The following is a 13,040-nucleotide window of genomic DNA, read 5'->3' on the forward strand; positions in this document are numbered from 1 at the left end:
TGTAAGCCCCTGTCCTATAAAAAATATATGGAAGGCAAAAAGCAAACTGAAAATCTGAATTACGCTGTTGGAATAGATAAGTTTCTTGAAAGTTGGAATGAATCACCCCAGCCTGAGACAGCCCGCGGGTTGGCTCAGGCTTATTCTATGGTAAGGAATTTTGAACAGGCAGAAGAATGGTACACAAGGTTGGAACGAGACAGCGCATTGCAGGAGTCAGACCTTAAGCCATTTGCAGAGGCGTTGATTTCCAATTCTAAATATACCGAAGCTACCAATGTCCTGAGTAGGTTGGATTCGAGTCGAACCAATCCTGATTTGGAATTGATTTGGCAGACTGCGGAAGGAGGTAAATCCTTTTTGAATAAATCATCTGAATCGGCAATCAGGCCGGTTTCAGGTGCCAATTCTTCCTTTTCTGAATTTGGACCTATGATTTCAGAGGATTCTGTACTTCATTTTACCTCAGATCGTTTGATGCCGGAAAAAGCACGTGTCGATCCCAATAATGCCCTCAAAAGTGATGTGTATGGCTGGACTGGAAATGGATTTTTGAAAATGTATGAGTCAGCCTGGGACAAAGAAAATAAGACGGTAAAAGACGAGCCTGTCCAATCTGAAAAGTTGGACGGTGACCTGCATGTGGGGCCTTTGTTTGAAACAGACCAAAATGTGTTCTTGGTTTTTACGCAAGTACAAAAACACAATAAATCAGATTCAGGATCAGCGCGGGACTATACTTTGTTTCCAGAATTGTTTTTTGCCTTGGATACAGGAAGCCTCACTATGGATTCTTTCAGCCCATTACCGTTTAATGACCCATTTTCGTATGCTGTTTCTGATCCTTTCTTTGACCCCTTCACGCAGATTCTTTATTTCTCATCAGATATCCCTGGGGGCTATGGGAAGGCAGATTTGTATTATTCTGAATGGAAGGATAACGCATGGTCAGCACCTGTGAATTTGGGTGATATGGTCAATACCAAAGGTGATGAGCGTACTCCCTACTTCGATAAGAATGGCATTCTATACTTCTCCAGTAATGGTCATGCAGGTTTGGGTGGCTTGGATGTTTTTAGAACTCAGGTAGAAAATGGAGAATATAAGGAGCCCGAGAACTTAGGAAGTCCTATCAATTCCAACAGAGATGATTTTGGACTTTCACTAGTTCCAGGAAATGATACTCAGGCAGTGTTTTCGTCTGATAGGGTAGAAGGAAAAGGTCTGGATGATATTTACTTTGCCGATCTTTATGTTAAGAAAGATTTAGTCATCAAAGGTGAGGTTCTTGATAAAGTAACAGGTGAAAAATTGGAAGATGCAGTGGTTACTCTTTATGATCATCAAAACCAAGTAGTGAACAGCTATATTTCTGAAGAAAATGGTTCATTCAGGTTTAAAGTGGATTTTGACCAAATTGTGCATCTAGAAGCAAAGAAGACGAGTTACCTGGCGGGTTCTACTGAAGAAATTCTAATCCCAACAGCTGCTCAAATGCAAGATTCGGTTATTATCCGAAATATCTATCTGGATAAAATAGCAGTGGGTAAGACTTATACGCTTGAGAATATCTATTACGATTTTGACAAATGGGAGATCAGGGAAGATGCTAAACCTGAACTTAACAGGCTAGCCAAAATATTGGTGGATAACCCAACAATTAAAATTGAACTTCATTCCCATACCGATTCTAGAGGTACTAATTCATATAATCTTAAGCTTTCCGAAAAAAGAGCAAAAGCAGCAATTGAATATTTAATTGAAATGGGAATTGATTCAAATAGATTGGATCCTATTGGCTTCGGGGAAGAAATGCTGTTAAATGGATGTAAAGACAATATTTCCTGTTCAAATGAACAACATCAGCAAAACAGAAGAACGGAATTTAAAATTACAGAATACTAAGAGTAATTAGAAGATTATACACTTGGGGCTAATACCTTTAATTGTCTACTGATATTTGCCTATTGTTATCGTCAAGACTTCCTTAGTTGAGTGGTGTGGCCCCAAGTTTTCTATTCATCAGTGTGACCCTTCTACTTTTTTAGGGTGGGGTTCAAAATGTATTCCCTTACAGATTAGAAAGACTTCGAGGGTTTGGGACTGGGGTGAAATCTAACCTATTTGGGGCAGTATTGTTTTTTTAGAGAATCCCATCTTGCTGATAAAACAAGCATGGGTCTTATTTATTTTTATCTTTTACTGTTTCAGTTAATTAGCTGATAAATAGGTTTTTATGATTTGTTGAGTTTTTATTTTTCAAGTTGATAAATCCAATATGATCCATCTTTTCGTAAGATTTTGTCAATTAGGACGAATCGGTAAGAAAATTGAATCTTAACTATTTGGGGTCATGAGCAAACAAAATCAAACTTGTTTGGTTTGTCCTTAGAATAGAAAAAATGTTGTTTGGATTTTCCTAGCAAAAGCAATGTCTCAAGGAGGTGAGGGTACAGGGTCCTATTAATAGAATTTGAACCTCACTTGACCTAGATTTCATAGCTAATAACTCAAACTTTGGAAATGTTGGGGTTTCAAACGAATTGTCATCAAAATATTAATCGAATTTTGCTGACAGTCCTTTTGAAAATCAGCTTACACCCTTAATTACCACTGTTTCCAAATTTGAGATTTAGGACAAACCTCCTTGTTAAGTTGAGTTCTTCTCTTACCTAGGTGGTTTAAAACACCCTTCCATACTGATCACTTTTTTTATCCACCCGAAAGTACCCGAAGCTTTAGGTCTATGCCAAAGCCGATAGACCTATCTGCTTATTACAGGCTTGATAGCAAGCTTAATTACCCAATCGACCTGTTGTCATGACCTAACTAATTAGAAAATAAGGTTTCAGGAAAGTATTGAGGACAATTTCTTAGACAAAAATATATGTTCAGGAACTCCTTCTAGGTCCTTTCAGCCGCTTTAGAAAGGGGCATGGTTGAAAATAGATTGATCTGAGCACTTTGGTTCATCCATGGCTAGTTCAAGTAATTGGGTTAAGTAATATGAGATAGAACTAATGGGTGAATTATTAGGTAAAAAATAATGTATTAACAGTTTTATTGATAAAAATGACCTTCTTTAGTGCCGGTATTTATGAATAATGTGTTATTGTTTCAGGACGCGCTCTATTTTTAACCTTTGTTTCTAATTTCTAGAGTAAAATGAAAATGAATAAATCTAATAACTACAAAACTGTTTTATTTTGTTTTAGCCAGGCTAAAAAGCTCTACTTAGATATAGTAAATGTCTTTTTAAAGGCAAATTTTAAGGTGTTGGTAGCAGGAAATATATATGAATTGAAGCGGCAAACTACCCATTCATTTAATGGTAAATTAGGGGGCTTGCCTGTTTATTATGAATGCGACTTTGATAAAGAGGTAGCTGTCCAGGATTTGCAAGTCAGATTATTGGAGAATCATTATCCGTTGGATTTGGTGTTTACAGATTTCAGCCAACCCGAGATTTCTCGGTATAGTAATGACTTGTCGGTTGCAGAGATGAAGGAAATTGTGGAGAGTGACTTGACTAGTTATTTTCATTTATTAAAGTGCGTTTATCCTTTGATGAATTCCGAATACGGGCACCTCTATCATTTGACGGGTGATAATTTAAACAAGGAGAAAAATGATTTAGGTAGAATGTCAAATATGATGTCTTACTCGATTTATGATATGTTTTCGAAAGAATATGGTGATTTAGAAGTCATTTTCAGGGACTTTAACCAAACAATGTTCGATAGATTACAGGTTGGGAATGAATTGGATACAGCAGCACTTTCTGATTCAGAAGGTCTGATCAACTTTTTGGAGAAAAATTCCACTCCCAAACACTAGTGTTAGAAATCTGAGTATTTAAATATGTTTTTTTTTAGCCCTGCAACCATCCGAATCACTAGCAAATCAAAGTCGGTTGTGAGGGGGGCAAGGAATTTATATTTTTTCACTTCATATTAGGAATATCTAGCGCTGCATGTCTACTTTTTCTCAAATATGAGTGATTGTAAGTTATCTGTGATGCGGTAACTAGAAAAGAGGCTAAAGTAGGGCGTGACCTTGTTGATGGCCTTAGACCAGCTTCTAGGGTTCCGGATTGGTCCTCCCAGTTGCTGCTGAAGAAAAACAGCATGTTTCTCGTTGAGCAAGTTGATAGTTCTCTTTTTGTCCTGCCTGGTCACCGCTTTACGACGGGAAATCGAATGAATTCTATAGTAAAACCCCACACAAGAAAGCTTTTTTACTTCACCACCGTTTTTAAGCAGACTGATCCAGAATTCCCAATCTTCCCATCCCCATTTCATCCGCTCATCAAATCCTCCAGCTGCAGCCCAGTCACTTTTCCTAAACAATGCTGAAACAAAAATCATATTATCCTGGGCCAGAGATTCCCGGCAAAATGGGGGCAGTTTCCAATGGCCTGACTTAAGGCCAAACTTTTCTGCTTCACAATAGACTAATTTAATGTTTTCTACTTCCTCCAGTATCTTTATTCCTTGGCTGATATAATTTCTTCCTATTTTATCATCTGCATCTAAAGGCAAAATATACTTGCCTTTGGCCAAGGAAATAGCTTTGTTTCTCGCTACGGAAGGGCCTGAATTTTCTTGGGCATAGACTCTTAGCTGTGCGGGGTGTTTAGTTGCTAGCTTTTGTGCTAAGTCAAAAGAATTGTCTGTGGACCCATCATCTATAATAATAATCTCGATTTCCTGATAGGTGGAATTAAGGACTGAGTGTACCGCCTCCTCCAGAAATTTTTCATGATTATAACATGGGATAATGACCGATAGGAGGGGGTGGTGTGTTGGCAAGGTGTAGTTGTTCATGGTGTGTTGGTTTTTCTAAAAGTAGGATTGGTTGAAAATCTCTGATGTCTTCGGGCTAGTTTGTGGTATTTTATTACTCTGGGGAAATTACTGAGTTGATACATCTTCTTGAGATGTTTGAAATTCCAAAGAGGGCCGGTCAGCATAGTGTGTTCAAAGAGCTTTTCTTCATAAGCTTGGTTTAAAAGAATTAACCTTTCCTTATCCTTGGGTAGGATGTCTGCTTGAGCTAATTGACTTTTGAGCCATTGTCGGAGCTGTAGTTCTCCATAGTACATATTTAGCTTTTGTTGGCTCATACTGCCTCCATGTACCCGGATTTTAGTATAGGCCTGGGTGGCTGAAAGATATTGGATCTGATCGCCTTGAAGGGCACAAAGTAGCCAGAAGTACCAGTCTTCAGAATTTGAAACTGACTCAGGGAATTTAAGATTAGCATGCAACACATCTCTTCGGATCAGCGGACTGGAAACGGTAGTAAAATTCCGCTTGATCAAGCTTCTTACCAATTCCACACCCTTGCAGTCCATAATGGGAAGTGTGGATATGTTCTTAAGCTCTAAATCCTCAAATAATTGTTCGGGTGTATTTGAGTGAAAATACCAGGATTGACAGTAGGAAATTGAAACTTCCGGATTTTCTTTTAAATGCTTGACCTGTAGCCTCAGCTTTTCCTCACTCAGCAAATCATCAGCATCGAGAAATTGTACGAAAGCCCCAGTACAAAGAGAGAGTCCCTTGTTGCGGGCATGGGAAAGCCCCATATTTTGCTGATAGTGATAATGGACCCGATGATCTTGTTGCAGGTACTGCTGCACTACCTCCTGGGTTTGGTCAGTAGAACCATCATCTATGATCCATACTTCCCAATCCTTCCAGGTTTGGGCCATTACTGAATCCAGCGCATTCCCTAGAAAGCCAGCATAGTTATAACTCGGTATGACTATAGAAACTTTCATAGGTTATTTAAAAAGCGTTTTAGTCTTGAGCCCCCAAATCTGCCTGATGGCAAACCCCAAACGTCTCTTGGGTTTTTGCCTGGGAATATGCAAGAGATCATTTTGGTACTTCCAAATGGTGTATCCAAACCTGAAGTTGAAGTAATTACTGTCTCTGTTTTTCCCCTGTGCATATAAATTATTGGCGAAGCCAGGGCCACTAATCTGCTTCTCATAAGCTGCACAGATTTCCAACCAGTCATTTTCACGTTGAATTCTGGAACATGTAACCTGTAATTTGGTTTCCTTAGACTTGCTGCCTAAAATATCTGTAAGGTTGTGCTGATGCTGCCGGTACTTGACCAGACACTCCTGATGATAGTCTATGCTGCCATAATGTGACGCTACGAAGGCTATCCAATGATCGTAAAACCCTTTTTTCGGGAAGGGGAAAATATGATCCAGCAAATCTTTACGAAACAGCATGCTGTGCCCTGAGACACAGTTAAAAAACAAAAATGATTTTGGGTTCATTCCGCTGACGAAATTGAGTTTGGTGCTCATTTTTATCCCCTTGCTTTTTCCTTTTTCATCTATCAGTTCGGAATCGTGATACACCAGTATATGGTCTTTTAATATTTGGTATAGTTTTTCGATTTTATCCAAAGCCCAAATGTCATCCTGGTCACTAGGAGCGATAAGGACTCCTTTGCATGCCTTGAAATTTGCTGAAAAATTCTCCTGATAACCTAGGTTTCTAGAGTTTTGGTGCACTTTGATCTGGGGAAATTCCTTAGCGTATTCCTGGATTATACTTGGCGTTTCGTCCGTGGAGCAATCGTCATAAACAGAAATTTCCAGATTAGGATAGGTTTGGTTGACCAAACTGTCCAATTGTGGACGCAGGTATTTGCAGCCATTATAAGGGCAAAGTGCAATTGAAATCAGGGGTAGAGAGGAATTGTTCATACCTGAGTAAATTTTTGTTTGTCTATAAGATTACTGTATAGCCCTTCTTGAACCAGTAGTTCATAGTGCGTTCCTTTCTCTATGATCCTTCCTTGGTCTAAAACCACTATCAGGTCTGCATTTTGAATCGTACTCAGTCTATGGGCAATCACCAAGGTGGTCCTGTTCTTCATGAGTTTAAACAGGGCGTCTTGTACCAAAAATTCAGATTCGGTGTCCAGGGCCGAAGTAGCCTCGTCCAGAAGTAGAATGGGTGGATTTTTTAAAACAGCTCTGGCAATACAAATTCTCTGTTTTTGCCCACCGGAGAGTTTGGTGCCCCGGTCTCCGATATTGGAATGGTAACCTTTGGGAGTCTTGAGAATGAAATCCTCTGCATTGGCAATTTTAGCTGCCTGTTGGATTTCTTCCATACTCGCGGTTGGCTTTCCAAATGCGATATTATTGGCAATGGTATCATGAAATAAAATGGATTCTTGATTGACTATTCCGATTAGGTCACGTAGCGAATCACTGCTTACATCCTTAATGTCCATACCGTCAAATGAAACACATCCATCCTGTGGGTCTATAAATCTTGGGATCAGATCCATTAAAGTAGATTTGCCTCCCCCAGATGGCCCTACTAACGCAACAGTAAATCCTCTGGGGATCACCATGGATATCTCCTTCAGGATTTTTTCCTGCCCATAGGAAAAGCTTACATGCTTTAGTGCGATCCCCTTTTCCAGTTTATTCAACTGAAAAGCTTCCGGCTGATCTTGTATCTCAGCTTTTTCATCTATGAGCTGTAGTACCCTTTCTCCGGCAGCTATACCTGAATGTATGGAGCTAAAGGATTCTGTTATTGCTTTAGCGGGACGCATGATCTGTGAAAAAATTGCGATATAGGTAATGAAGGCTGATGCACTTAGTTCAGATTGGTTACTAATCACCAGTGAACCTCCATATAGTACTATAATGATGACCATGACCACGCCGAGAAGTTCTGAAACAGGGGCTCCAAGTTGCTGGCGGTAGGACATTTTCTTACCAATTTCAGAGAATTCTACGTTCTCTTGATGAAATCTCTTTTTGATCCGCTCGGTCGCATTGAAAGCCTTGATGATCTTGATTCCTGAAAGCGCCTCATCCAGGTAACTCACCATCAATCCGAATCTTTCCTGTGCCTCTGTAGCTTGGGCTTTAAGGCGCTTGACGATTTTCGATATCACAAAAGCCGAAACCGGGATTACCAGTATGGCAAAAAGGGTGAGTTTGACTGAGATGGCAAAAAGTATAAACAGGTAAGCTAACAGCTGAAATGGTTCTTTAAAGAGAACCTGTAAGGTGCTGGTCACTGAGTACTGTACCACCTGCACATCGGATGTGATTTTGGCTATGATATTTCCTTTTCTCTGTTCGTTGAAATATCCAAGGTGTAGATCCATTACCTGATCAAACACCGACTTTCTCAGATTCAGCAGCGTATAAATCCTTAGGTTTTCAATGACTCTCTGTGCAATATACCGAAAGGTATTGCTGAGCAGAACAGATAGAAAGATGCATAAGCAAACCCATTTTAAGGCTTCAAAAGCTCCCCATTGCTCCTGGATCTGATAGACGTAATAATTAAAGTAGTCCATGATGTCAACCCAGGATTCAGGTTTTGCTACAGCAGTAGCTTTTTCTTTGAAAAGTGTGCTGAGTAGGGGAGCAAGCAGTGCCAGGTTCAGCGTATTGAAAATTACAGCCAAAACAGTAACAAGCACGTAAGGGATAGCGTACTTCTCTATAGGTTTGGCATAGGAGAGTAAGCGCCAATAGGTTTGCATAATATTTTATAAAACAGTTATTTCCTTATTATTCAATAATCCCCGAATCGTTTCAGTAACCTCTGCAATACTTATCCTTCCTTTATTGCTCAGCATCAGGTTTCTTATTTTTCTTCTAGAGCTTCTGATTTGATACTTATGTGCTTTATAGGCAGCATAAGACCTCAGGATCCATAGTTGCCCCAGCATAACCTTGGGAATCACTTCTCCCCAAAGCAGGTAAAGCCTCCAGCGCTTCAGGTCTTTGCGATCCATATGGATGGCATGAAACAGCATTCTATTTCGGAAGTAGATTTCCTTGACTTTTTCCTTTTGGAAAAAGTTCTTAGTGGTATGAGACCCCAGATGCACACAGGTGGCCTGATGCTCATAATAACTAGCCCAGCCAAGTTTCCAGGCACGCATGCTCAGGTCCAGATCCTCAGTATAAAATGGTGAATAGATTTCATCAAATCCTTCCAGCTCCAGTAATTTTTTTCGGTCAACCAGACAGTTGGCTCCTGATAGAAAGGTGGTGGGTATTTTACTGCTTTGAGATGATTTTGGGTACGCCTGCTTGTCGGACTTTAATTTGTAGCCGTTAAACCTTGGGATTTTAGCAGCTACCTCTACATGGTGTCCTGATTTGTCCAGGATTTTCCCCATCACTCCGAAGGTATTGCTATCTCTGAAGTAGGGAAGGAGCTTTTTCAGGTAATCAGGAGCCAGCCTTATATCAGAGTTTAGCAATAGTACCAGATCATGTTTGGCTGCCATTATGCCTCGATTGCAGGAAAAGGAAAACCCTTTGTTCTGGGCATTTTGGATAATGGTGATGGTTGGATGGTTTTCCTGAATAAATGTGACCGAATCATCCTGTGAAGCATCATCCACTAGAATGATCTCATACTTACATCTGCTGTTTTCCAGCGCATGAAAAGTGAAAGGTAAATAACGTTCTAGGAGCTCCTTGCCATTATAATTGGGAAGGACCACAGATATGGAATAATTCAAAATGGTAGTGGTTTAGTTACATCAGGAACGACAGGGTTCCCATAAACGCTACAAAAAATTCATAATTTCTTATTCTCAGTAATGATGCATGCCCAAGAGAAATGACAGGGTTAGGTGCCGAAATTGAAAAATGACTTGGTAAACATCAACTAAGTGTATGTGACCTAAATTGAGCTCCACATTTATGAAAAACACCTTTACCGAAAGGCACGAAAAGACAGCATCTATTTAAACGTAAGTCTAGTTTACAACTAGAAAGAGAAACCAAGTGATAAAGTGGCAATAGTATGTCCGCTATCGCGGGGTAGCAAATATGCTTTGGGGCATATCAGTAAAACTATCCCCAACTTTAATGAATTTTCAATACTTAAGTTTGCTCTGCCTTTGAATGGATTCTTAAATGCATAGGAGTCTTTTAGGTTAGTATCGGGCTTTAATCTGGCTTGCAGAATAAGCTCTGCCTGTACGCTATATACAGAATTGTATTTTACTCCTTATATTGTCAAGGGTATTGATTCTTTTGTTTTGTAAGCCAAGTACAATGAATGATTCTTTTTTTGAAGAAATTTATAATCACCCTTCCATAAGTGAGGGGCATTTGAATACAATCAGAAGTGCCCATAGGAAAGTTGCCTTCAAAAAACATGACCATGTCCTTCTGGAAGGGAGTACCAGTCATGCCTACTACTTAATCGAGGAGGGAATGTTCAGATCATATCTCATTGATTATCAAGGGAATGAAATAACTACTGATTTTTTTGTTTCAAATGACATTTTGATTGAGGTTGCATCTTTATTCCTTCGTATTCCCTCCAAAGAAAACATCCAGGCTTTAAGCGACGGGATAGTCTGGGAGATTGATTTTGAGGCTTTTCAAAACCTGTATCGCAGCATACCTGGATTTACAGAATGGGGAAGGACCTGGATGACAAATCAACTTTTTGAAGCCAAAAACCGTGCTGTAAAAATGCATACCCTAAGTGCATCGCAACGATATTTGGAACTGATGAGTGCTAAACCGGAGGTGATCAAAAGGGCCCCGCTAAAGCATATTGCCACCTATCTAGGTATTACTGATACCTCATTAAGTAGAATTAGAAAAGAAATGCTCCTGCAGCGCTAGAACTTGCCTTATGACAAGTTATTCTTGCTATCCTTTTCTCAATTTTACTTCCATACCCACTAACAATGAGAAATATGGAAAAAATTAATCCTGTAGTTTGGTTTGAGATTTATGTTGAGAACATAGATAGAGCGGTTTCGTTTTACGAAAATGTATTTGAAGTTTCACTTGAAGATATGAGTGATCCATCGGATCCAAGCATACTGATGAAATGCTTCCCCAGTGATATGGAAAATTACGGAGCAGCCGGGGCACTGGTAAAAATGGACGGAGTAAAACCGTCCTCCGAAGGCAGTATTGTTTATTTTGGTTGTGAAGATTGCAAAGTATTGGAAAAACGTGTCGTAGACAATGGGGGGTATATTATTCAACCCAAAATGTCTATTGGTGAGCATGGTTTTGTTTCTCTTATTAAAGATACCGAAGGCAACTCAATCGGTTTTCATAGCAGAAGTTAAGCTGGGCTAATGGAAAGCATAGAACAAATAAACTATCTTAAATGTCCTGTAGCTACGGTTTATCAAGCGCTCACTTCTCAGTCCGGACTGGGGCAAATCTGGACAAAAAAACTCAAGGTGAAAGCTGAACTTGGCTTTCTAAACGAGTTTGATTTTGATGAAGGCTATATCACAAAGTTTAGAATTGTTGAGCTCATTGAAAACCGAAAAATAATCTGGGAATGCGTAGAATCAGATCCTGAATGGATAGGGACTAAAGTTTCCTTTGAGCTGAATGAGAAAGACAGTGTCACTCAGGTAACTTTAAATCACTACGAATGGAGAGCACGCACTGATTTTTACCGCTGGTGTAGCTACAACTGGGCCATTTTACTTCATCGCCTTAAGGCATATTGCGAAGCCTAAGGCTCCCGATTTTCACAGGCTCAATGCCAAAATTAGGGGCCTAGCCGGAAAGGGATCCAAAGAAAGAGCTCAGCTTATGAGGTATTTCGATTCCCGATAGCCACAAATTCAGTCTATTATTCAATAAAAATTCTATGTGATGACTAAAATCATCTCCCATCCAAATTGCGGAAACTCACCTAAAATGGAGTTCTTGAAAGCGTTTAATATAGCTTTTGCCAAAGGAGATACCTCATTTTTGATTGAAAGTGTCACAGACGACATGCTGTGGGACATCGTTGGTGATAAAAAAATTCTAGGGAAAAAGGCATTTGGAGAGGAATTAGAGCAGGTAAATTTGTTAAAAGTAGAGGAGCTCCGGTTGGAACAAATCTTATCGCACGGGAAAGAGGGCGCAGCAAATGGGGTGATGAAAATGGAGAACGGGAAAAGGTATGCCTTTGCAGATTTTTACGTTTTTCAGGGAGCAAAAGGCTTAAAGGTTAAAGCGATAACTTCCTATTGCTTAGAGGTATAAGGGGAACGGTTTTCGAAGAGGAATATGCTTGTTCCCAGCATTGAGTTAGCTACTGCTTAAGCTAGTACTGACCTCAGGCAGATCTTCTAGGAGGTTGTGCAGGTAGCCCGCTCCGTGTGCATTTAGGTACTGCTCTTGGTCCTCATTTACTTCTACTTTTACTGGTATTTCCTTGTTATCAACCTGGATAAACAGTTCGTAATCTCCAGCGATCACCCCTTTGATGGCTTCCTTACTACTGATGATCCATCTGTCTCCCGTATTATTGATGCCACCGATCTTTAGGATTTTACTGGTATTGTTGGCAGGTGAATCTGTTTGAATAAACCTTACAATTAATTTTCTAATCATGTTGACTGCTTGCTTAAATCTTCTTTTGGAACATGCATTTTTGTACGGCTCCTAATGCATGTCTTTTCTAAAAGAACTTTTTTACCTGAATGTCTTTAGTTTTACTCCTTTTTCCAGCAAAAGCTGAAGGAGGATTTCCGCATCCTTTTCCAAATCCTGTTCTAACAGTAAACGAATGGATTTAGAAAGTGCTATGATTTCTTTTCCCTTTTTCAAGCGGTCAAATGGAAAGGGGCCCTTTGCACCTCCAGCATTATCTCCATTTTTTGAACCGCCCTTTTCTCTATCGCTTTTAATTCGCTGCAGATTTCTGCCCAGTTTTGGTTTAGTGTAGGCATAACTTTTTATGGATATCCGCTTTCTTACCAGTAGCGAGAGAAATTATGGGTTAAGGTTTTTTTCTACGTACTGTGGGCAGTGGACTGTTGTCGGTGGACGATTGTCCGCTACTATCCAGCCTCATTCTTTAACTACTGGCATCATTGCGGATAATCAGATAACTTTTTCTAAAGATAGAACCCAAAAGTTATACACGATGAATTATCAAAACCTGTTCGATTCTATTAGGACACTTGCTGTCAAAGTTTAGTTGAGGGTATTTGATAAGTTTATGAGTATATATGAATATCCGCTTTTCTGCCAGTAA

Annotated in this window: 12 protein-coding genes; 6 read left to right on the top strand and 6 right to left on the bottom strand. The window is 39.7% G+C overall.

Annotated elements, in window-relative coordinates:
- Positions 1 to 27: 27 nt before the first annotated feature.
- Both PBT90_RS05615 and PBT90_RS05620 read left to right on the top strand, forming a co-directional pair.
- Positions 28 to 1,905, top strand: a complete 1,878-nt coding sequence (locus PBT90_RS05615) for an OmpA family protein (RefSeq protein ID WP_270131953.1) — start codon at positions 28 to 30, stop codon at positions 1,903 to 1,905.
- Positions 1,906 to 3,165: 1,260 nt separating this feature from the next.
- Positions 3,166 to 3,837, top strand: coding sequence for an SDR family oxidoreductase (locus tag PBT90_RS05620; protein ID WP_264809421.1), 672 nt, complete (start codon positions 3,166 to 3,168; stop codon positions 3,835 to 3,837).
- 140 nt (positions 3,838 to 3,977) lie between these two features.
- On the opposite strand, the gene PBT90_RS05625 is transcribed toward PBT90_RS05620, so the two are convergent.
- Genes PBT90_RS05625 through PBT90_RS05645 form a run of 5 tightly spaced genes read right to left on the bottom strand, consistent with a single transcriptional unit; the run spans position 3,978 to position 9,540 of the window.
- Positions 3,978 to 4,826: a glycosyltransferase family A protein gene (locus PBT90_RS05625; RefSeq protein WP_264809422.1), complete on the bottom strand. Its 849-nt coding sequence runs from the start codon at positions 4,824 to 4,826 to the stop codon at positions 3,978 to 3,980.
- A complete protein-coding gene (locus PBT90_RS05630) occupies positions 4,823 to 5,785 on the bottom strand; it encodes a glycosyltransferase family 2 protein (protein ID WP_264809423.1) in 963 nt (320 codons plus the stop codon). The genes PBT90_RS05625 and PBT90_RS05630 overlap by 4 nt, the downstream gene beginning before the upstream one ends.
- Before the next feature lie 3 nt (positions 5,786 to 5,788).
- Complete coding sequence (locus PBT90_RS05635; protein ID WP_264809424.1) at positions 5,789 to 6,733, bottom strand: glycosyltransferase; 945 nt, start codon at positions 6,731 to 6,733, stop codon at positions 5,789 to 5,791.
- Entirely contained in the window at positions 6,730 to 8,547 is a 1,818-nt protein-coding gene (locus PBT90_RS05640) for an ABC transporter ATP-binding protein (RefSeq protein WP_264809425.1), read from the bottom strand. Before PBT90_RS05640 ends, PBT90_RS05635 begins: the two co-directional genes overlap by 4 nt.
- Positions 8,548 to 8,553: 6 nt before the next feature.
- Complete coding sequence (locus tag PBT90_RS05645; RefSeq protein WP_264809426.1) at positions 8,554 to 9,540, bottom strand: glycosyltransferase family 2 protein; 987 nt, start codon at positions 9,538 to 9,540, stop codon at positions 8,554 to 8,556.
- 541 nt (positions 9,541 to 10,081) lie between these two features.
- On the opposite strand from PBT90_RS05645, the gene PBT90_RS05650 reads away from it, so the two are divergent.
- The 4 genes from PBT90_RS05650 to PBT90_RS05665 all read left to right on the top strand — a co-directional run bounded on the left by PBT90_RS05650 (position 10,082) and on the right by PBT90_RS05665 (position 12,043).
- On the top strand, positions 10,082 to 10,663 hold the full coding sequence (locus PBT90_RS05650; RefSeq protein ID WP_264809427.1) for a Crp/Fnr family transcriptional regulator: 582 nt from the start codon (positions 10,082 to 10,084) through the stop codon (positions 10,661 to 10,663).
- Positions 10,664 to 10,737: 74 nt separating this feature from the next.
- On the top strand, positions 10,738 to 11,121 hold the full coding sequence (locus tag PBT90_RS05655; RefSeq protein WP_264809428.1) for a VOC family protein: 384 nt from the start codon (positions 10,738 to 10,740) through the stop codon (positions 11,119 to 11,121).
- A gap of 9 nt (positions 11,122 to 11,130) precedes the next feature.
- The gene (locus PBT90_RS05660; RefSeq protein ID WP_264809429.1) at positions 11,131 to 11,526 is read left to right on the top strand and encodes an SRPBCC family protein; all 396 of its coding nucleotides are present in this window, start codon (positions 11,131 to 11,133) and stop codon (positions 11,524 to 11,526) included.
- A gap of 139 nt (positions 11,527 to 11,665) precedes the next feature.
- Entirely contained in the window at positions 11,666 to 12,043 is a 378-nt protein-coding gene (locus PBT90_RS05665; RefSeq protein ID WP_264809430.1) for a nuclear transport factor 2 family protein, read from the top strand.
- Between the two features lie 45 nt (positions 12,044 to 12,088).
- On the opposite strand, the gene PBT90_RS05670 is transcribed toward PBT90_RS05665, so the two are convergent.
- Positions 12,089 to 12,394, bottom strand: coding sequence for a DUF3892 domain-containing protein (locus tag PBT90_RS05670; RefSeq protein ID WP_264809431.1), 306 nt, complete (start codon positions 12,392 to 12,394; stop codon positions 12,089 to 12,091).
- Positions 12,395 to 13,040: the final 646 nt, after the last annotated feature.

Origin of the sequence: Algoriphagus sp. TR-M9, assembly GCF_027594545.1 — a bacterium.
Lineage (GTDB): Bacteria > Bacteroidota > Bacteroidia > Cytophagales > Cyclobacteriaceae > Algoriphagus > Algoriphagus halophytocola.